Here is a 20,131-nt window from a genome sequence, read left to right on the forward strand (position 1 = left end):
GCCGTACAGTTCATATCGAAGATCATCATTTTAATTTATAGGAGTGAATGTTAAACATGTTGCATTGGTTCGATTCGGTCATTCTCGGGATCGTGGAAGGTTTAACGGAATTTTTGCCGGTCTCTTCCACGGGTCACATGATTCTCACGAATAAATTGTTAGGTTTCGAAGAAGCTCCGGAACAACTGAAAACGTTCGAAATCGTTATTCAATTCGCAGCGATTCTCGCGATCGCGATCGTCTATCGTCGCAAAATTCTTCAAGTATTCGGATTAGGACGGGAACAATCCGTTCGCGGTTTATCGGTGGACGCGTTGCCGAAACGGCGCCTGAATCTGATCCACGTTGCGCTTGGAATCATCCCCCCGCTCGGAATCGCGTTCGTCTTCCGACATTTCATTAAGGAAATCGGGTTCCATACCGCTCCGGTATTGTGGGCGCTCGTCGCCGGGGGGATATATATGTGGATTACGGAGGCGTTGTACGATTCCGGAAAGATCAAACGCACTGCAGAGACGATGGACGACATTTCGTACAAGCAGGCTTTGCTCATCGGCGTGCTGCAATGCATATCCGCATTATGGCCGGGCTTCTCCCGTTCGGGTTCCACCATCGCGGCGGGGATGCTGGGCGGCGTCAGTTACCGCGCTTCCGCGGATTTCTCCTTCTTCATCGCGATTCCGATCATGACGGTGGCGACGGGATACGAAGTTTTGAGCAATATCGACAATTTCCGTTCCGGACAGATCGATATCGGATTCCTGCTGACCGGTTTTATCGTTTCCTTCTTCGTGGCATGGATTGTGGTCGTCGCCTTCTTGAAGGTGCTGCAAAAGCTTAAATTGAAATACTTCGCGTGGTATCGCTTCTTGGTGGCGGCTTTGTTCTATCTGCTCATCATGCGTTAACCCTTAACTGCCGAAACTTGTCGATTTTTGTGGGAAAATGCAACACTTCCTATAGCATTCTCTTCAAACTTGAGGTAATATAACCGATGTTAACTATATGGGAAGTTTTGCCTTTCCGCTTATGATCGTATGACAAGGGAGGGAGTATTGACGAAATGCGCATGGTGCCGATTTCATTAAGTCGGCCGGGGATGAAACTGGCCAAAAAAATCTTTTCCGACGACGGCATCGTTCTTCTGGCTGAAGGCGTCGAACTGACGTCTACGTTGATTCGCCGATTGGGAGAATGCGGAATCAGCTTCCTCTACGTCCAGGATGCCAGAACGGAAGGCTTGGTCGTTCCGGAGTTGATTAGCGAAGAGACGCAACGGCGCACGATGCAAACGATACGCGCCGCGTTCAAAGATATCGTGGATCAACCCCATCGGAACAAAAACGGTACGTATCCGTACGTCGGTCGTAAGATGCGGGAAACCATGCATATGATCTTGGACGATCTAGGGCGCAACGAAGATGCGATGATCATGCTGATGAACTTGCATACCGTAGATCATTATTTATACAGGCATTCTTTGAACGTTTGCGTTTATACGACGCTTCTGGGCATGTCATACGGATATTCCCACGAGCAGCTTGTCACGCTGGGGCTTGGCGCGCTGCTGCATGATGTCGGCAAAACCCAAATATCGATGAACGTACTGCTTAAGCCCGGATCGCTCTCCGACAGCGAATTCGAAGAGATGAAGCGACATGCGGAACGCGGCTTTTATTTGTTGAAAGACGAGCCCAACATCCCTTTACTGTCCGCTCATTGCGCCTATCAGCACCACGAGCGGATCGACGGTTCGGGTTATCCGCGGGGAATCAAGGGCGACGAGATTCATGAATACGCCAAGTGGATTGGCATCGTCGATTCTTACGATGCCATGACGAGCCAGCGGATGTATCGTAAAGCGATGCTTCCTCACCAGGCGGTCGAAGCCCTTTATTCGGGGAGCGGCACCTTGTACGATACATTAATGTTGCGTGCTTTCCGCGATAAAGTGGCAATTTACCCGATCGGGTTAACAGTCAAGCTGAATACCGGGCAAAGCGCGATTGTCTGCGATATTAACTCGACTTGCGCCCATCGTCCCGTTATTCGCGTTATAACCGACGAAGAAGGCGTTGAACTGAAGGTTCCTTTCGATATGGATTTGTCCAAACATTTGAGCGTACTGATCTCCAAGATCGAGTTAGGCAGCGAACAGAGCAATCCGATGCCCGCCTAGACCGACATGAAAGCTGTCCTCCCCGTTGCGATTTCCGCGGGAGGGACAGCTTATTTCATGCTTATCGTTTGTTTTTATGTCTCCCGACCAGTACAATAAAAGGAACGTATCAGATGACAGGAGTATGAACGATGCATGCATTGACCCAACCGGCCGCGACGGCTCCCTATGCGCCGCCGACAGGCTGGACACGACTTTCCCCGACTTATGACCCATGGGATCCGATTCGCTCCTTACAACGCTACGGACGGCATGAGCTTACGAGCGTAGAATTGACCGTTACGCACTTGTGCAATATGAGATGCGAGCATTGCGCCGTCGGAGATAGCCTAACGATGAGAGAAGCGCCTCATATACCGCTTGATTTGTTGTTTAAGCGGCTCGACGAAGTGCAACGTTTAGAGACGATCAGCATGACCGGAGGAGAGCCAACCTTTAGCATGGACACGGTCAGGAACATTTTGCTGCCCGTGTTGAAATATGCCCGCGAGCGGGGAATCCGGACGCAATTAAACTCGAACGTAACGATGGATTTCGAGAGATACGAGCTTATCGCTCCTTTTCTTGACGTGATGCACATATCCTTTAACTATACGCAAGCGGAGGACTTTCATCAGATTGGGTTCGCCCGAACGGGACGGAACGTGCGCCCCGAGACGACTTCGAAGATGTACGAAAGAATGGTCGACAACGCGCGCAAGCTATCTCAAGGCGGCTTGTTCGTTTCGGCCGAATCAATGATCAATTACCGTACGCATCGGTCTATCGCGGAAATCCATCGGTTAATCGAAGAAATGGGCTGCGTGCGGCATGAAGTCCATCCAATGTACCCGAGCTCTTTCGCTTCCGGCCTTCCAGCCATTACAAGGGGGGAAATGTTCGAGGCAGTGGAGACCTTGCTCGACGTCCGCAATCCGGAGATGTGGATGTTGTTCGGCACTTTGCCGTTTTTCGCCTGCAGCGAAGACGAGGAAGAACGGCGTTTGGTGCGCAGGCTAAGGGAATCGAAGAACGTTACCGTACGCAATGATCCGGATGGCCGTAATCGGGTAAATGTTAATATGTTCAGCGGCGACGTATACGTAACGGACTTCGCTTCCGTGCCTCCTTTCGGCAACGTTCGCGGCGAGAAGCTGGACGACGTATTCGCCAAATGGAGGGATCATCCGATGCAACAAGCGGTCAATTGCCACTGCGAGACGGCTAGTTGCTGCGGGCCGAATTTGTTAGTCGCCGACATGTATTACCGAGGTACCGATTTCACGGTCAGAAAAGCCGGCTTATAGGCAAAATAGGCATTTATTTTCGGACGTTAAACAAGGAGGAGCACGATAGAATTGCACTTTCAATGGAGTTTAATTATTTGGAACGTCGTTCTTGTCTTGTTCTTAGTGTTCCTGAACGGTTTCTTCGTCGCTTCGGAATTCGCCCTCGTAAAAGTGCGGCAAACCCGGTTGCAGCAATTAAACAACGAAGGCAACACGCGCGCGAAGTACGCTCTTAAGGTGAACAAAAGATTGGATGCTTATTTGTCCGCTACGCAGCTAGGCATAACGCTTGCGTCGCTCGGTCTCGGTTGGGTGGGAGAACCGGCGATCGCCGACTTGATCATCACTCCTTTGCTTCACGATTTCGGCGTGACCGACGAAACGGTCATTCATACGATCGCGTTTGCCGTGGCTTTCTGCATCATCACCTTCCTGCACATCGTTCTAGGCGAATTAGCTCCGAAGTCTCTGGCCATTCAGCGTTCGGTCGGCGTATCCCTGTGGTTATCCGCTCCGTTGCTCGTATTCCATAAAATATTTCTTCCCGTTATTTGGTTCCTTAACGGCACTGCCAATCGTCTCCTGAAATTAGTCGGCGTAGAACCGGCAAGCGAGCACGAAGCGGCGCATACGGAGGAAGAAATCAGAATTCTCATGAACCAAAGCGCCAAGAGCGGCATCATCGACAAGGACGAAATGACGTTGTTCGACAACGTGTTCGAATTCGCCGACCGGGTCGCTCGCGAGGTTATGTTACCAAGAACGGATATGGATTGCCTATTCTCCAACCTTTCCTTCGCGGACAACATGAAGCTGGTGTACGCGACGAAGCATACCCGCTACCCGGTCGGACTTGAAGATAAAGACCAGATCCTCGGGTTCGTACATATTACGGATTTGCTTACTTCGGATCCGGACGAAGAGCATGACCTGAAACAATTTTTGCGACCGATACTCAGCGTGCCCGAATCGATGGAAGTAAGTAAAATCCTCAAACTGATGCAGCGCAAAAAGTCGCAGGTAGCGATCGTCATCGACGAATACGGCGGAACGGCCGGCATGCTAACCGCCGAGACGATTCTCGAAGAACTCGTAGGCGAGCTGCACGACGAATTCGACGACGAATTGCCGACGGTCGTCGTGAAAGGGGAATTAACTTCCGTGGACGGGCGTATTCTTATTGAAGACGTCAACGATCTGCTCGGCTTGGATATCCAGGACGAGGAAGTCGATTCCATCGGCGGATGGCTGTTTAATCATCTGGAGGGCGACATTTCCAAAGGGCAAAAAGTATTCCACGAGAATTACGTATTCGAGATCGCTCAAACGGAACGTCTGAGAGTTCAGCGGGTGCATATTTACAAAAATAAAATCGCGTTAGTGGACAACGCCGTTCCGGAAAGGCACCAAGAGGATTCAACTTCATAGGGACACAGGAGGCGGGAGAGGGGAAAGGCTATGCCGATTCGGACCTTGCTTTTAATGGTCGCCTCCGTCGTTTTCTTGTACTTGTTGTTTACGGTCGGCGCGCCGTTCTTGCTGGCGCTCGTGACGGCAATCTTCTTGGAGCCGTTAACCTTGTTACTGATGGGCAGAGCGAAAATGAATCGGCTAACCGCTTCGACGATCTCGAGCACGCTGTTCACGACCGTATTGCTCGGCTTATTGGGACTGATCGGGATGAAACTGATCATCGAGCTGCGGACCTTCTTCGACAAGCTGCCCGATATGCTCGAAAGCGCGAATACATACATCCGCGAACTTCTAAATCAAGCGCAGCGATACTCCAATAATGGAGAAAATCCGGTGCCCGATCAGCTCGAACAATGGCTGTCCAATATGACTTCGGCATTAGGCCAACTATCGGCGAAAATGTCCGGTATCTTGTTCGGATTCGCTTCGGGAATTCCCGATTTCTTTATTTTCTTCATCGTGTTTCTAGTTGCCTTATACTTGTTCACGTTAAGCTTGCCGATGATGAAGAACTCTTTCCTTTCTTTGTTCGAGGAAAAATCCAAGCTGCAGGTCGAACAAGTGCTGCTAAGCCTTCGTCAATCGGTATTCGGTTTTCTGCGGGCGCAATTATTCATCAGTCTCATTACTTATTTGCTCTCTTTCATCGGATTGCTCTTAATCGGTACGGGCTATCCGCTTGCGATCGCCCTGGTTATCGTCGTCGTGGATATATTACCGGTGTTAGGCGTCGGTTCCGCTCTTATTCCCTGGGCAATATACCGCATCGCTCTCGGAGATATGTATACCGGTATTGGATTGGTGATTTTGTTCCTGGTCATCACGGTCGTTCGACGTATCGTCGAGCCGAAAATATTGGGCGACGCCGTGGGTATCGGGGCGCTGTCCGCTCTAATCAGCTTATATGTCGGGTACGAGCTCGTCGGCGTCGTCGGCGTATTCCTTGGACCGATCGTCGTTATCGTATTCTCGGCGATGCGCAAGGCTGGCTTGTTCGACTTCAAAATCAAGTTTCAATGACGTTCTAAAATCAGTTAGACCATGCGGCGTTAATCGGCTGCTTGGTCTTCTTTTGGTTTTCAGGAAGAAACGGGCGCCGGAAGGCATAGGATAGAAACGGAGACGCAAGCGTGAGCGGCGAGCTAAGCGATACGCCGCGCCAGAGGAGGTTAGAGCGCATGTATGATGCCCAGTGGAGAGATTGGAAGCCGTTCGTCAGCCCCAACGATCCCTGTCCGCCCATTCGCGTAAAGTGGTATATCGTTCCGCCGAATCAGTATATTCATTTTCAACCGATGAACTTGCCGCAATTTACGCTTGAGGAAGCGTTGCAACGCGGCACATTGTGGCCGGCGCTTTTCAGCCCGTATCCTTCCAGACGCATGGCTAAAGGGGGAAAGGCGAATGGCTGAACGGAACGAACGCGATGAACGCGACGAACGTCAGGATAGAAGCAGGAAACCGGAGCCGGCGACGCGGAACATCGAGGACCACTGCAGAGAGCTGCTAGAGCTTCAGAAGGTGGATTTCGCGTTGGTGGAATTAACATTGTATTTGGACACCCATCCGACGGATATGCAAGCGGTGCAGCAGTTTAATCAGTTAGCGCAGCGGAGGCAACAGATCGCGGCCGAGTTCGAGATGAAGCATGGACCGCTGCTGCAGTTCGGTCATAGCTTCAGCAGATTTCCGTGGCAGTGGGTAGAAACCCCGTGGCCATGGCAAGTGTGAGGAGGAGGCGAGGGGATGTGGATCTATGAGAAGAAGCTGCAATATCCGGTGCGGGTGAGCAAATGCGACCCCCGAATGGCCCGTTACTTAGTCGAGCAATACGGCGGCGCCGACGGCGAGCTATCGGCGGCTCTGCGTTACTTAAACCAACGGTATTCGATACCGGATAAGGTTATCGGTTTGCTGACGGATATTGGAACGGAGGAATTCGCGCATCTCGAGATGATCGCCACGATGATCTATAAGCTTACGAAGGACGCGACGCCCGAGCAGCTCGAGGCGGCGGGGCTCGGAGCGAACTTCGTGAACCATGACGGCGGGATGTTCTACAACAACGCGGCGGGCATGCCGTGGACCGCGGCATACATTGCCACTAAGGGAGATCCGATCGCCGATCTCTACGAGGACATCGCCGCGGAAGAGAAGGCGAGGACGACTTATCAGTGGCTAATCGATTTCACGGACGACGTCGATATCCAGGACAGCTTGAAGTTCCTGCGCGAGCGGGAAATCGTGCATTCCTTGCGGTTCAAGGAAGCGGTCGAGATGCTGAAAGCGGATAGGGAGCAGAAGAAGGTTTATTGAAGCTTTCAAATGAGCGAAAACTCCCTCGGCGGGGAGTTTTTATCTTTGTATGAGCACTTTCAGCCTTTTCTTAAATCCGCAAGCTTATACGTCTTGTTTTGATTGTTCTCATGAATGACGACCTCGCCGTTATCGAGGAACGAATTATTTATTTTTCTAAATTAGGGGCAACCTTCCATATCATAAAGCGTATTACTTGGTGAAGCGAGTTGCGACGAAAGGGGGGGAATGCCAAAATGGAAACCGTATTGATCGCGTTATTCGGCATCGGGGTCGGCTACGCGATATTGTCGGCCATCGTAGGGGATCTGTTCGGACTGGAATATCATACGGGAGAACTGCCCTTCTTATCGCCGACGATCATCGCCACGTTCCTGACCGTGTTCGGAGGAATCGGGTACATGCTGCTACATAATACCGATTGGACCGCGATTCCCGTTGCCAGCGTGTCCCTGCTTGCCGCGCTTGGCGTATCTTCGCTCGTATTGTTCCTCGTCGTTATTCCGTTGCATGCGGCGCAGAAAGGCGAGGCATTGTCCGCGAAAATGATGATCGGACTGGAAGCGAAGGTGATTACTTCGATCGAATCCAAACGCCTGGGAGAGATCGTATATGAGCAAGGAGGTACCAGAACCAGCGCGCCAGCCAAAGGAAATGGGGACCAAGACATACCTTACGGCACGGAAGTGAGAATCGTAGACGAATTAGCAGGTACTTTCGTAGTGGAGAAGCTTTAAGGATACAACAACAGATGGAGAAAACGAGAGGATGGTTTTGTTAAACATGGACGCGACGTTGTATATTCCGGTAGGCATTATTATCGCTGTTCTTTTATTAATTATCGTATTCGCTTCCAGGTATCGCACGGTAAAGGCGGATGAAGCCATGATCGTGACGGGGGCGCTCACCCGCGATGGCATGAAAATCGTCAAGGCGGGAGGCACGTTCGTCTGGCCGGTCGTGCAGAATGCCTCTTTCCTGTCCCTTCAAGTGCACACTCTCGATATTCATACGCCGGAAGTATACACGGTTCACGGCGTACCCGTCATGGTCGACGGCGTGGCGCAAATCAAGATCAAGGGCGACCAAGAATCGATATCCACCGCGGCGGAGCAATTTTTGGGTAAACAGGACGAGGAGCTCAAAAGTATCGCCACCCAGACGATGGAGGGCCACCTGAGAGCCATTCTAGGAACGATGACCGTAGAAGACGTCTATAAGAACCGGGAAGAGTTCGCGAAGAACGTTCAGGAGGTTGCCGCAAGCGATCTGAACAAGATGGGTTTGCAGATCGTATCGTTCACGATCCGTGACGTCAGGGATAAGAACGGATATCTGGATGCTCTCGGTCAGCCGCAGATCGCATCGGTCAAGCGGGACGCGGAGATCGCCAAGGCGAATGCGCTACGTGACGAACAAGTCGCCAAGTCCAAAGCGTTGGAGGACGGCAAAAAAGCGGAATTCACGGCGGAGACGAACATCGCGGAGGCGAATAAAGCGATGGAAGTCAAGAAAGCGGTTTTCAAGCAAGAACAAGACATGAAGAAAGCGGAAGCCGACCAAGCTTATAAGCTTCAAGAAGCCCGCTCGATGCAGTCGGTCAAAGCCGAGGAGATGCAAATCCAAGTCATCGAGCGGGAGAAGCAGATCGAACTGGAAGCCAAAGAGATCGAGCGCCGCGAGAGGGAACTCGTAGCGACGGTGAAGAAGCAGGCGGAAGCGGAGCGTTTCGCTCAAGAGCAACGGGCGGAAGGCGATCGTTACCAGATCGAAGCGAAGGCCAAGGCGGAAGCGGAATCGGTTCGCTTAGCCGGTAATGCGAACGCGGACAAGGAAAGAGCGGAAGGTACGGCAGAAGCCGACGTCATCAGACTGAAAGGACTCGCGGAAGCGGAAGCGAAAGACAAAATCGCCGATGCGTTGCGGAAATACGGCGAAGCGGCCGTTATCGAACTGATCGTCGACAAGTTTCCGGAGATTGCCAGGGCGATCGCGGAACCGCTGTCGAAGACGGAGAAAATCGTTATCGTCGACGGCGGCGGAGGACCGAACGGGGGCGCCGGCAAGGTGACGGGCTACGTAACCGATCTGTTGGCCAAGATGCCGGAGACGGTCGGGGCGTTAACCGGCGTGGACTTAAACCAGTGGCTTCGCAAGCTTGCTCAAAGAGATCAACCGATCGAGAAATAGTCATAATGCTCTTTATCGTGACTTTAGACCGTTTGTTTGTCGGTCTAAAGTCTTATTTTTTTTGATGAATGACAAGGATTTAGTAGATTTTCGTCGAATTGTCGGGATAGAATGGAGAATAGCTTTCAGAATAACGGGCGGATAGGGGAGCGCGTATGCAACTACATAGAGGATTCAAGCTTAGGTCAATCGTAAACGCGCTCGTTCTGATTACGGTTGTGGCAACGCTTACCATAACTTCGTTTATTTCATACCGAAGCGAGAAGCAATCGCTTACTCGGATGACCTTTCAATTAAACCAGGTGTATGCCGAGAAAATCTCGGATACCGTGAATCATTTATTCGAAGGAATGAAAACAAGTCTTGCCGTTACGGGACAGTTTCTATCGACCGATTTAGAAAGGCCGGATCTCCATGAACAGCTGGTGCTTTTCCAACGCAGTCACTCCGAATTTAATGCCGTCTTTATTTTCGACAAAAACGGCTTGCTCGTAGACGCGTCCAACATGGACCCGAACAAGAAAGGAAGTAAAGTCAACTCCATCGGAGTCGTCCAAGCGCTTCATGAACAACGGCCGATCGTATCGGAACCTTATGTCAGTTCAGCGATTAACAAGCTGATCGTGATGGTCAGCGAGCCTCTTCGCGACGAAACGGGCAATTACATCGGCTTTATCGGCGGTTCGATCCGGCTGCACGAAACGAACATTTTCCAGACGCTTCTAGGAAGCGCGCCTAATCAAGAAGGTGGTTCCTATGCTTATGTCGTGAGCTCTTCCAGCCATCTGCTGTACCATCCGGACGATAGCCGGATCGGCGAGGAGGTTAAAGGTAACGAAGCGATCATTGAGGTCTTGCAAGGACGTAATGGGTCTAAAAGAATAATTAATTCTAAAGGCGTGGACATGCTGGCCAGCTATGCCTATATCAAGTCGGCGTCGTGGGGCATCGTCGCCCAGACGCCAACGGAGATCGTCCTTTCCGCATCCCGCAAGCTCGTGGTTAAGCTCGTTCTTTACATGTTGCCCGCATTGCTTGTATTCATGGCTTTAATCTATTGGGCGATCGGGATGTTATCGTCGCCGTTATCCAAGCTGGCGACGTTCGCGTCGCAATTGTCGCCCAAGAATAGCGCGGGGGATGAAATGCCCCGCATTCATAGGTTGAATTACGAAGCCAACGAACTGCACAAAGCAATCGGCAGGGCGACCCGACATTTCCGTTCCCAATTGGACAATCTATACTTGGAAGCGCAGACCGATCCTCTGACCGGATTGCACAATAGAAGGACAATGGATCGTTTTCTCAAGAGCTGGATCGCCGAAGGAACGCCTTTTTCGCTCATCGTGATGGATTTGGATCATTTTAAGCGGGTCAACGATACTTTCGGACATGACAAGGGCGACGAAGTTCTCAAATTTTTGTCGGGCATGATGCTGCGTCAATTAAGCAATAATCGGATTTGTTGCCGGTTCGGCGGAGAGGAGTTCGTAGTACTCGTGCCGAATGAGGACATCGGAGCGGCTTTGGCGGATGCGGAGCGGATTTGCAAGCTGATGTCGGAGACGAAAAGTCCCACTGGGGATATCGTTACGGTGTCCGCCGGGGTGGCCCTGTTCCCGAACGCCTCGGATAATGCGGAAGGACTTTTCCGCGCGGCAGACCAAGCGCTTTATTTGGCCAAACGCAACGGGCGCAACCGAGTAGAAAAGATAAGCACTCCGGTCGCAGCCGAGCAAGTCCTATAACGGAGGGGTTTCGCATCAAGATAAACGTCAAATTATTATTCGCCCGTTCCTTTCTCTTAAGCGTAATTTGCGGACTTCTATTCGCGGGTATCGCGATTATGGTCGGCGAGCATGCGATCGCTTGGTTCGACGATCGGGTCATCGCGAAAGTTCAGGGCTTGGAATCGAATTCGCTTACGGGTTTCATGAAGTTTTTCACGGCGATCGGCGCCGGAATTCCGGTCGTCGCCATTACCGCGGTCGCTATGGCTTTTTTGTATTTTGTTCTGAAGCATCGCCTTGAGCTTGTGTTTTTTACAGTCGTCGTCGTCGGCTCCGCGTTGTTGAACATGGTGCTGAAGCTAGCGTTCCGGAGGGAGCGCCCGACGCTGCATCGAATTGCCGAGGCAAGCGGATTCAGTTTTCCGAGCGGTCATTCGATGGCCGCGTTTACCCTGTACGGGGTTCTGTGTTTCTTGCTTTGGAAGCATATCCGACACCCGTTCGGACGCTTCGCGATGATATTGTTCGGGTGTTTGCTGACCGCGACGATCGGGATAAGCCGAATCTACTTGGGCGTTCACTATCCTAGCGACGTCGTTGGGGGGTACTTGTGCAGCGGGATGTGGTTGGCGGCGTCAATCGGGTATTATCAGCATAGTTTGGAACATCGGATTGTCAATCGGGCGTCGCGATAGTCCTGGAAGAGTATCGCCTGTTTTTGTCCCCCTATTACAAGCCTTTACATACACTGAATTCGGAAAGAGGCAATATGAATTCAGGAGGAATGCGAATTGCCGCAGCATGTGGGGAGCAAGCGGAAAAAAACTTCCGCGCTGTTGCAAGAGAAATCGTTAAAGCCTCTCGTGCTTACAACCGTTACTTTGAACCGATCGAGTCTCGGGGCGATGTTAGCGAAATACGGCATGGTGTACGTTAAACCGAACGTCGGTACCCATGGGAACGGGGTTATGAAAGTCGAGCATGCCGATGGACGATATCGGTTTCAACTCGGATTGACGCCGCTTTCCTACAAGACGTATGACCAACTATTCGCTGCGATTCGCAGACGTACCGGAGGCAAGGATTACTTGGTTCAACGAGGCATTCGATTGTTGAAATACAAGGGGCGCCGTTTCGATCTTCGCGTAATGGTTCAATGGACGCCGCGAAGAACATGGGAGACGACGGGTATCATCGGGAGAGTCGCGGCTCCCCGCAAAATCGTTACCAATTACCATAGCGGCGGAACTCTAATGGCACCGACCAATCTGTTAACGGCCAATATGGGCAAGGGCGCAGCCGATTTGAAGCTCCGTTCGTTGCGAATAATGGGCATGCGAGCGGGACAGGCTTTGAGGCGAAGATTTCCGAGAGTATGCGAGATCGGTCTCGACGTCGGACTGGACGAATCAGCGAAACCATGGATCATCGAGGTTAATACGATGCCGGATCCCTATATTTTCAGGAAGCTTGGCGATCCGTCCATTTTCAGGAAGATCCGGCGTTATGCCAAAGCTTACGGCCGTTAATAGCTTCAAGCATGATAAGCCCCCCGACTCGGGGGCTTTTTGCTGCTCCGGCGACGGGCAATCCAACCCGATTTTCTTTACGCGGCGAGCATGATGAGGTAGGATAGGATAAAAACTTCCGGGGGGACTCGCATGAACGATAACAAGGAAAACGGCACTATCTTGCCCGATGCGGTCATATTCGATTTAGACGGCACGTTATTCCAGACCGAGACTTTGCTGGAGACGGTTCACCGACGCGTGTTCGAGACGCTTCGCGAGGAAGGACTGTACACGCTGCCGCTTCCTTCGATCGACACGTTGCTCGGTTCGCTGGGCATGCTGCTTTCGGATATTTGGAAGCGGGTCATGCCGGAGGGATCGGCGGAAGCGCATGAGCGAGCGAACGTATTGTTGCTGCAATACGAGATGGAGGAGCTGGCGACGGGACGCGGTCATTTGTATCCCGGCGTCATCGAGACGTTAAGGGAGCTTCGCGAGAGAGGCATCCGGTTGTTTATCGCCAGCAACGGTCTGGAGGAATACGTAAAAGGCGTTCCGACGCTCAAGGGCATAGGCGATTGGTTCGAGGGGATGTATAGCGCGGGCGAGTTCGCCACGGCGACCAAAGTCGATCTCGTTCGCCGGTTGTTGGACGCGTACGGCGTCCAAAGCGCTTGGATGGTCGGCGATCGTTCGTCCGACGTCGAAGCGGGCAAACGCAACGGCTTGTTCGTCGTCGGGTGCGACTACGCGGGTTTCCGGCGCGATGGCGAATTGGACGGCTCCGATGCCGTTATCCAATCGTTTCCGGAGTTGCTTCGGCTTCTGAAGCAAAACTAACGAAGTGGTTAACAATCTAAATTGGCCCCGAAAGTCTAATCAGGACCTTCGGGGCTATTTCGTTTCTAATAACGCGCATACAGTCGGCCGGATGATTGACTGTACTCGGAGATTAATTCGACGAGCTGCCGTCGATTCAACATCTCCACGTTCTCCGACGTTTCGGATCTCTGATTGCGCACCTCTTTCTTCTGTCGGTAAAACCACATTGCGTATTCGATCGGACGTACGATGGCGTTCCGATACACCTCGAGTTCCCCCGCTTGCTTAAACACTTCCCTCGACGGTTTCGGATTGACTTCGATGAGCCATACTTTTCCTTTGCGGTCGATCGCAAGGTCGAGCGCAAGCTCGCATAAAGCTCCGTACGTGGCTTCCAAGTGATGGGCAACGTTGATTCCGAAAGTTTCGGCCGTTTCGCGAACCGAGGCGATCGAAGCTTCGTTGCCTATCCACTGCCGGAGCAACGAGTTCATGGAGGTGGCTACTCCTCCGCCGTGAAGATTGGAAGTGATGCTACGGAGCGGACCGACCCGTCCGGCGCAGCCCGTCACTTCCCAGGCGCCGGAGCCGTTCTTCTGCACGAGCATGCGGTAATCGTGAATTCGCCCGTTCGGCAGCTTGATGTCTAATCCTTGCTGCACGATATAGCTGTCGCCGTGCATATCCCAGTTCCCGAGCGCAGATGAAAGACTGCCCCTGGAAATGTTACGTGGCTGCACGATACTCCGCGAATGGTTGCGGCCTTGCAGCAGCAAATTCCCATCGCTCGAACGATCGATCCGAAGGATGCCCCGACCGCCGGTTCCGTTGATCGGCTTCAAATAAACCGTCGGAAATTTTTTGAGCATCTGAGCCACTTCATCCGAGGATTGATAAGCTCTCGTTAACGGAAGATGCGGCCGAAAGGCCGCGACCTTGCTCAAAGTACGATAGACCGTCCATTTATTGCGCAGCGGCCGGTTAAGGAATTGGAGATGGGAATAACGTTTGCGGAACGCCAGCAATTGCTGGAACCGTTCGCTTCTCTGTATCCGGCAACGGTCATAGATGACGTTCGGGAAGCGTACCCAGCGCCGGCTCCATTTTTTCGCATCCGGATCGAAGATCAACGCATGGATCTTGCCTTCGTTATCTTCGACGTCTTGCGGCGTAAACACGAAGACGGACAACCCGATTTTTCTGCCCTCCGAGATCATCTTCTCGTATACCGGTCGTTCTTCGAGTTTCTTGGAATTGTTTAAATAAAGCGTCAGGATGCCAAGCACGGGCTTAGTCATCGGGAGTCTCGCCTCCGTGACGGGAGCGCCGGCGACGAGAGGATGAAGCGGAAACGCGTTATCAAAGTCAAGATGACGCGCCTCCTTTGGACGTTTGCTTCAAGCGGTGCAGGTAAAGGCTGTATTGGAATATTCGTTCCAACGACTTATTGCGGATATGAGGTTCGTCGAATTTCATCGGCTTCGAATTTGCTTCGAAGAACCAGACATGCCCGGTCATGTCGACGCCTAGGTCCATGGACATTTCGCAGAGTCGATAATGGCATGAACGTTCGATTTGCTTCGCCAGTGAGAGCGCGGTTCTGTGTACTTTCAAGAGCACTTTGCTTGTTTTCTCTTTGCCGAAGATCGAAACGAGCAGCTTCTCCGGATCGTCGATATTCCCTCCGCGCGGTACGTGGGTCGTAATGCTCGAATCGCCGGCGACTCGCGCGCCGATTCCGGACATTTCCCATTTCCCTGCTCCGTTTTTCTGAGCGAGCGCCCGGAGGTCAAACGGCCGGCCGTTCACTGCCGCGAGAGCAATGCCTTGCTGAGCGATGTAGGGCTCTCCGAGAATGTCGGATTGCTTTACGATCCGATCCCACAGCCGATTCATCGTACTGCACGGGTAGGTTTTGCTTCCCTTCTCTTCCTGGATCTGCAGCCGATACGGGGATCTCTTCTCTAGCTGTACCGTAACGGTCATGATTCCAACGCCCGCTTTGCCCCTAACCGGCTTCAAGTAAAGTGTTTTGTGTTTCCGCAGCAGGCTCGCCAGTACGGAAACATCCGTCAATTTTCTCGTTTCGGGGATAAACGATTTCGTTGCCTTATTCTCGTTCAGCCATTTGAAGAGAGACCATTTGTTGAAGAAACGACGATTGAACAGGCGAATATCCGGTTGCCTGGACAACGCGGTTAACTTCCTTCTTACGCGGGGCAGCCGTTCGTCTTCCCGCAGGGGAATGCGGTTATATACGACATGAGGTCGAGGGAACCAGGATTGCACCCAAGTCTCGTCGTCGGTGACATAAGTAAAACCTAATACGCGCGAGGCATGGAGCTTCAAATGTTTAGTCGTTACGACGTACGTAACGAAACCCATTTGCTCGCCGGTCTGGATCAGATCGGCGAAGTTGCTGCGATTGCCGCGAAACGAATGGCTATCGTCTGCGATGGTTAAAATCGCGACGACCGGCTTGTCGGTCGTCGCTTCCATCGGTTCGAACTTTGGAGGAGGAGGGGGCTTAAGTAATTTCAAGATTCATCCCTCCTGCGAAATTTGCTCAGATATAAGCAATGGTCAAGAATATATTCTAGCGAGGCTTTTCCTTGCTCCTTCAGCGCAGGATGTTTGAAGATCGATCTGCCCGGCTTTGCGTTCGCTTCGAACATCCATACCGCGGCATCGCGGTCGATCCCGATATCGAGGCCCAACTCGCCCAGCGTGTGCGAATAGTTTCTCTCGATCGCTTCGGAAAGACGGATGGCGACCTCCTTGGCTTCCTTCAGCACTTCATCGGATTTTGCGCCGAAAGTGCGGCTTAGCGCTTGCTCCGGCGTCATGAGCGAGCCGCCGTTCTTGATGTGGGTCGTAACGCTTCCTCGTCCCGCCTTCTTGGCCCCGATGCCGGCGACGACCCAATCGTTGTTGCCGTCCTTGTGCATATGAAACCGGAAGTCGATCGGACAACTTTCGATTTCCACTAGCCGGATACCTTGCTGGACGACGTAGCTGCTTAGATTGCCCCCATGCCGCGCACGAAGCATTTTCATCAGGCTGTTGAAGTTGCTGAACCGCAGCAAGACGTTGCCCCCATTGCGCCGATACCGGACGAAGTAACCTTTGCGAGGGTGAAAAGTGAGCCTGTAAATACCGATACCGAGACTGCCGGCCGTCGGTTTGTAATAGAGAAATTGGTGCTTCTCCAGCAATTCCTTGATTTTCTCGGGTGAAGGATTGTTGATGGATTCGGGCAAATGCTTCAGCGCTTCGGTATCTTTGTCGAGCATGCTATAGACATCCGATTTATTGAAGAAGCTCCAGTTAAAGAACGGTATCCGTTTCCGGATGAACCGTTCGCGAAGCGTTGTCATGACGGTTCCGGTCTCCGCGCGCCGGCTTGGAAGGCGGTTGTACACGACATCGGGGAGCGGAACGACGCGACGAGTCCAACCGCCTCCGCCGTCGACGAACCAACCGTGGATCGTTTCTTGCTGCCAATTAATATCGCGCGGCGTGAAGGCGAAGAAATAAGCTTTCTTCTGCCCTAGTTGAAGCAGTTGCTTCACGAAGCCGGTTCTTTCTCCGAACGGGGCCGAAGACGAGCGCTTACCGTTATGGTCCGTCAATACGCCAATCAACGGTCCAAGCTGAATATCCTCGTCTTCGTCGTTGGTTAGATAGACGTAACCGGGTTTTGGAACTCTTACGGAACGCCTAAGACCGGCAGATAGATAGACATGGTGACCTGTGCGCTTGATGGTTCGCACCGCGGCGGGGACGATGTCTTTGCCGAGCTTGACGTTAACCGATTTACGTCCTCCCAGCTTGAGCAGCTTCGCAAGCGGACTGGAGAACCAAACGATACGTTCCGGCTGCTGTGTGAAATGGACGTTACAGATGGTCAAACTCATGAATTACCCTCCCAGGTGTAGCGTAACCGTTACCCTGCAGCGATCGCTGCATGTCGGTTGTCGCAAGTGAGCAACCTCTGCCCTGCGGCGATCGTCGAGTGTCGGTTGTCGCAAGTCGAAGCAGGATAGATCTGGCATAGGATAGCGGTTGTTCCGCTGCGGCTCTCGCGGCTTCCGCTCCCGCGGATACCATGGCGGCGCGTCCCGGCTTGGAGTTGGCCTCCAGGAACCAGAGCTTCCCGCTACGGTCGATTCCGTAGTCTAAGCCGATTTCGGCGAATCGCCCAAAGACATTTTCCAACCGGACGGCGATCATGTACGACATGTTCGTAGCCTCTTCAAACAACTCCCGGCCTCGAATATCCCCGAATAAGCGCGAAAGCATAGTTCGCGCCGACGATGCTTTGCCGCCTCCATGCAAATTAGCCGTCACCATGCCCGGAGATCCGCATCGCGCTGCGATGCCGGTCAGCGACCAACGGCCGTCTCCGCCTTTCTGCATCAAAGCGCGCAAATCGAAAGGCTCCCCATGGTCGCCCTTCAATTCCAAGAACGGCTGCATAATATACGGACGGCTGCCGATCCAACGTTCAATGCGGCGCAGCGCGGTCGCTTCGTTCGCGACTTCGACTTCGAACGGCTGGTTATCTTGCCTTCGGCCGGATAGCTTTACAGTCCCGTCTTCGGCTACAACGATAGCAACTACCCTTCTTCCTTGGCTGCCCGCGATCGGCTTGAGGAAAGCGGCATGGCTATGCTTGCTCAGCCAATCGGAGAGGGACGCGGATCCCCGAAAAAGGGCCGTTGGGGGGATGTAGGCGGAGAACGTCCGGTTCTTGGCCAAACATTCGTACACTTTTCCTTTGTTAGGCAATCTGCCGTTCAAGAACACAAGCTTGACGGACTCGCGAAGCCGACGCACGGCTTGCCGATAGCGCAGCTTCTCGGCATCCGTCTCGGGCCATGCCCGATCGTACACGACGGAGGGAAGCATTCTCCTGCCGGGTTCCCATCGCCCCTCGCGGTCGTTCCACGACCAACCTTTGACGGACCCGTTCCGCTCTTCCCAAGTCCAGGGAGCGAAAGCGAATAGAGGCATGCCTCTCGCGGATCCGAATTGGTTGAGCCTCCGAATGAACGAGCTTTCCGCGAAAGGAGGATCATCGTCACGCTCGTAAACGAGTATGCCTAACGCGTCGTTGCCCCCGACGTTGCGATACGGCTTAGAATTCGGAAATGTAACGGGCATATTGGATCATCATCCGTACCGAAGGACGGATTCTTCCTTCCTTAAGAGGTGTGTTGTCGTTTTTGGACGGTTTGGAATTTACTTCGAGAAGCCATACGCGACCCGCATTGTCGAGGGCCAAATCGATCCCGAGCTCTCCGAAATGCGCCGGAATGTGCGCGTCGACCCCCTTGGCGATGTCCAGAGCCGCTCTTGACAGGCGCGAGGAAGCGTCTCCCCGAAACTGGACGGGAAGATTGGACTTGGCGACGGATTCCTTGACCGTGGACAACGTTCCCCCCCTGGCAAGATTGGATACGAAATGGTGACTATCCGCCGTTCGGCTTACGATCGAGGTGATCACCCATTTTCCGCTGGCGTTTTTCTGCGTTAAAGCTCGGAAATCAACGGGACGACCGCCGATCTCGATGAGGTTGAGACCTTGTTGGATCAAGTAGCGCACGCTTTTCATCTTGCCGGCGATCGTGGAGAACAACTTGACGAGGCTATTGAACGACTGCCGTTTCGTGCCGCTAACGGTAGCGTAAGAAGCCTGCCAGTTATCGGGACCGATTCGGGATAGCCGAATAATGCCTTTGCCAAGACTGCCTCTGACCGGCTTCAAGAAAACCGAGCCGTACCGGGCGCACATGCTCTTGAGCATCGTGTAATTTTGCAAGGAATGGGACTCGGGTAAATATTTTTGCAAAGATGGATCTTTCTTCAGCGCGTCGAACACTTCGGCCTTATCGAGAAATTTCTCGTTGAAGACGTGGGCTCCGTAACGGTTCTTGATCTCTCGCATGAACTGCTGCACGATCGGGCGATTTTCTAATTTGCGGGACGTAAGGCGGTTGTTCACGACATCGGGCGCCGGAAGCTGCATCTTGTGCCAGCCTTTGGTGTATATCCATCCTTCCGCGGTCGATAAGTTGGATCCGATCGCGTTCGGCGTAAAAAAATACACGTAGGCGCCTTGTGCTCGGCATGCGTCGGTGAGTTCACGACAGAACATCGTAATGTCGCCGAACGGTTTCTCCGATTGCACGGGGTTATCCCGGCTGATCAATACGCCGATCAACGGACCTAGCGCTAGCGTCCTGCTGGCCGATTGGTACCGAATGCGGAGCGGCATACCGGAGAAGATACCCATGCGCCTGGCTAGCGTCTGGCTAATGCGCATGCCTGCGTACCGAGGGACGGGAACGATGGTGACGGAGTGACGGAACGAGCCGAACTGTAAGGCAAGATGCTGCTGGGCAGGTATTTTCCACTGCTTCATCAGGGATTCCCCCAGCATCAGGACGTCGTCGGACAGTACGCCTGAACTGATGACCTGGACGTCGATTTTCGGGGTGGACATGTTTCGTTCTCCTTCCACCTTTGCGTATGTCGTGGCGAAGGCTCTCCTAGGCTTCCTTCCCGGGGGCTAGCGAGAATACACCATCATATGAGGACATCTATCTATCGGTGATTGACCTAATCGTATTGGGACTT

General features: G+C 52.7%; 19 protein-coding genes. 14 read left to right on the forward strand and 5 right to left on the reverse strand.

The window, feature by feature from the left end; all coding sequences use genetic code 11:
• Positions 1-56 precede the first annotated feature (56 nt).
• From D7Z26_RS12470 to D7Z26_RS12535, 14 genes are all read left to right on the forward strand, one after another.
• On the forward strand, positions 57-908 hold the full coding sequence (locus D7Z26_RS12470) for an undecaprenyl-diphosphate phosphatase (protein ID WP_199731698.1): 852 nt from the start codon (positions 57-59) through the stop codon (positions 906-908).
• A 155-nt stretch (positions 909-1,063) separates the two neighbouring features.
• On the forward strand, positions 1,064-2,179 hold the full coding sequence (locus D7Z26_RS12475; protein ID WP_120977287.1) for an HD-GYP domain-containing protein: 1,116 nt from the start codon (positions 1,064-1,066) through the stop codon (positions 2,177-2,179).
• A gap of 131 nt (positions 2,180-2,310) precedes the next feature.
• Entirely contained in the window at positions 2,311-3,465 is a 1,155-nt protein-coding gene (yfkAB, locus tag D7Z26_RS12480) for a radical SAM/CxCxxxxC motif protein YfkAB (protein WP_120977288.1), read from the forward strand.
• A gap of 51 nt (positions 3,466-3,516) precedes the next feature.
• Positions 3,517-4,875 (forward strand): hemolysin family protein, encoded by a 1,359-nt coding sequence (locus D7Z26_RS12485; protein ID WP_407643506.1) that lies wholly within the window; start codon positions 3,517-3,519, stop codon positions 4,873-4,875.
• Positions 4,876-4,905: 30 nt separating this feature from the next.
• The gene (gene ytvI / locus D7Z26_RS12490; protein ID WP_120977290.1) at positions 4,906-5,940 is read left to right on the forward strand and encodes a sporulation integral membrane protein YtvI; all 1,035 of its coding nucleotides are present in this window, start codon (positions 4,906-4,908) and stop codon (positions 5,938-5,940) included.
• A gap of 158 nt (positions 5,941-6,098) precedes the next feature.
• Positions 6,099-6,332 (forward strand): spore coat associated protein CotJA, encoded by a 234-nt coding sequence (locus tag D7Z26_RS12495; protein ID WP_120977291.1) that lies wholly within the window; start codon positions 6,099-6,101, stop codon positions 6,330-6,332.
• On the forward strand, positions 6,325-6,651 hold the full coding sequence (locus tag D7Z26_RS12500) for a spore coat protein CotJB (protein WP_120977292.1): 327 nt from the start codon (positions 6,325-6,327) through the stop codon (positions 6,649-6,651). The genes D7Z26_RS12495 and D7Z26_RS12500 overlap by 8 nt, the downstream gene beginning before the upstream one ends.
• Positions 6,652-6,666: 15 nt before the next feature.
• Positions 6,667-7,236: a manganese catalase family protein gene (locus tag D7Z26_RS12505; RefSeq protein WP_120977293.1), complete on the forward strand. Its 570-nt coding sequence runs from the start codon at positions 6,667-6,669 to the stop codon at positions 7,234-7,236.
• Positions 7,237-7,472: 236 nt separating this feature from the next.
• Entirely contained in the window at positions 7,473-7,973 is a 501-nt protein-coding gene (locus tag D7Z26_RS12510) for a hypothetical protein (protein ID WP_120977294.1), read from the forward strand.
• A gap of 31 nt (positions 7,974-8,004) precedes the next feature.
• Entirely contained in the window at positions 8,005-9,426 is a 1,422-nt protein-coding gene (locus D7Z26_RS12515; RefSeq protein WP_120977295.1) for a flotillin family protein, read from the forward strand.
• 155 nt (positions 9,427-9,581) lie between these two features.
• Positions 9,582-11,174: a sensor domain-containing diguanylate cyclase gene (locus D7Z26_RS12520; RefSeq protein WP_120977296.1), complete on the forward strand. Its 1,593-nt coding sequence runs from the start codon at positions 9,582-9,584 to the stop codon at positions 11,172-11,174.
• 98 nt (positions 11,175-11,272) lie between these two features.
• The gene (locus D7Z26_RS12525; RefSeq protein ID WP_120977297.1) at positions 11,273-11,851 is read left to right on the forward strand and encodes a phosphatase PAP2 family protein; all 579 of its coding nucleotides are present in this window, start codon (positions 11,273-11,275) and stop codon (positions 11,849-11,851) included.
• Positions 11,852-11,947: 96 nt separating this feature from the next.
• Positions 11,948-12,685 carry a YheC/YheD family protein gene (locus D7Z26_RS12530; RefSeq protein ID WP_120977298.1) on the forward strand — a complete coding sequence of 246 codons (738 nt, stop codon included), beginning with the start codon at positions 11,948-11,950 and terminating at the stop codon, positions 12,683-12,685.
• A gap of 132 nt (positions 12,686-12,817) precedes the next feature.
• On the forward strand, positions 12,818-13,507 hold the full coding sequence (locus D7Z26_RS12535) for an HAD family hydrolase (RefSeq protein ID WP_120977299.1): 690 nt from the start codon (positions 12,818-12,820) through the stop codon (positions 13,505-13,507).
• A gap of 65 nt (positions 13,508-13,572) precedes the next feature.
• Here D7Z26_RS12535 and D7Z26_RS12540 read toward each other — a convergent pair whose 3' ends face one another.
• From D7Z26_RS12540 to D7Z26_RS12560, 5 genes are all read right to left on the reverse strand, one after another.
• The gene (locus D7Z26_RS12540; protein WP_120977300.1) at positions 13,573-14,787 is read right to left on the reverse strand and encodes a YheC/YheD family endospore coat-associated protein; all 1,215 of its coding nucleotides are present in this window, start codon (positions 14,785-14,787) and stop codon (positions 13,573-13,575) included.
• A 67-nt stretch (positions 14,788-14,854) separates the two neighbouring features.
• Positions 14,855-16,030 (reverse strand): YheC/YheD family endospore coat-associated protein, encoded by a 1,176-nt coding sequence (locus D7Z26_RS12545; protein ID WP_325050452.1) that lies wholly within the window; start codon positions 16,028-16,030, stop codon positions 14,855-14,857.
• Complete coding sequence (locus D7Z26_RS12550) at positions 16,027-17,406, reverse strand: YheC/YheD family endospore coat-associated protein (RefSeq protein ID WP_120977301.1); 1,380 nt, start codon at positions 17,404-17,406, stop codon at positions 16,027-16,029. Before D7Z26_RS12550 ends, D7Z26_RS12545 begins: the two co-directional genes overlap by 4 nt.
• Positions 17,387-18,655 (reverse strand): YheC/YheD family endospore coat-associated protein, encoded by a 1,269-nt coding sequence (locus D7Z26_RS12555; protein WP_120977302.1) that lies wholly within the window; start codon positions 18,653-18,655, stop codon positions 17,387-17,389. Before D7Z26_RS12555 ends, D7Z26_RS12550 begins: the two co-directional genes overlap by 20 nt.
• Entirely contained in the window at positions 18,630-19,997 is a 1,368-nt protein-coding gene (locus D7Z26_RS12560; RefSeq protein ID WP_120977303.1) for a YheC/YheD family endospore coat-associated protein, read from the reverse strand. Before D7Z26_RS12560 ends, D7Z26_RS12555 begins: the two co-directional genes overlap by 26 nt.
• Positions 19,998-20,131: the final 134 nt, after the last annotated feature.

The organism is Cohnella endophytica (genome assembly GCF_003628305.1).
GTDB classification, from domain to species: domain Bacteria; phylum Bacillota; class Bacilli; order Paenibacillales; family Paenibacillaceae; genus Cohnella; species Cohnella endophytica.

Coding starts and splice junctions, on each gene's coding strand:
- D7Z26_RS12550 (WP_120977301.1), bottom strand. CDS start 17,406: ATGAGTTTGACCATCTGTAACGTCCATTTCACACAGCAGCCGGAACGT.
- D7Z26_RS12555 (WP_120977302.1), bottom strand. CDS start 18,655: ATGCCCGTTACATTTCCGAATTCTAAGCCGTATCGCAACGTCGGGGGC.
- D7Z26_RS12515 (WP_120977295.1), top strand. CDS start 8,005: ATGGTTTTGTTAAACATGGACGCGACGTTGTATATTCCGGTAGGCATT.
- D7Z26_RS12500 (WP_120977292.1), top strand. CDS start 6,325: ATGGCTGAACGGAACGAACGCGATGAACGCGACGAACGTCAGGATAGA.
- yfkAB (WP_120977288.1), top strand. CDS start 2,311: ATGCATGCATTGACCCAACCGGCCGCGACGGCTCCCTATGCGCCGCCG.
- D7Z26_RS12540 (WP_120977300.1), bottom strand. CDS start 14,787: ATGACTAAGCCCGTGCTTGGCATCCTGACGCTTTATTTAAACAATTCC.
- D7Z26_RS12560 (WP_120977303.1), bottom strand. CDS start 19,997: ATGTCCACCCCGAAAATCGACGTCCAGGTCATCAGTTCAGGCGTACTG.
- D7Z26_RS12520 (WP_120977296.1), top strand. CDS start 9,582: ATGCAACTACATAGAGGATTCAAGCTTAGGTCAATCGTAAACGCGCTC.
- D7Z26_RS12475 (WP_120977287.1), top strand. CDS start 1,064: ATGCGCATGGTGCCGATTTCATTAAGTCGGCCGGGGATGAAACTGGCC.
- ytvI (WP_120977290.1), top strand. CDS start 4,906: ATGCCGATTCGGACCTTGCTTTTAATGGTCGCCTCCGTCGTTTTCTTG.
- D7Z26_RS12470 (WP_199731698.1), top strand. CDS start 57: ATGTTGCATTGGTTCGATTCGGTCATTCTCGGGATCGTGGAAGGTTTA.
- D7Z26_RS12505 (WP_120977293.1), top strand. CDS start 6,667: ATGTGGATCTATGAGAAGAAGCTGCAATATCCGGTGCGGGTGAGCAAA.
- D7Z26_RS12510 (WP_120977294.1), top strand. CDS start 7,473: ATGGAAACCGTATTGATCGCGTTATTCGGCATCGGGGTCGGCTACGCG.
- D7Z26_RS12525 (WP_120977297.1), top strand. CDS start 11,273: ATGGTCGGCGAGCATGCGATCGCTTGGTTCGACGATCGGGTCATCGCG.
- D7Z26_RS12495 (WP_120977291.1), top strand. CDS start 6,099: ATGTATGATGCCCAGTGGAGAGATTGGAAGCCGTTCGTCAGCCCCAAC.
- D7Z26_RS12535 (WP_120977299.1), top strand. CDS start 12,818: ATGAACGATAACAAGGAAAACGGCACTATCTTGCCCGATGCGGTCATA.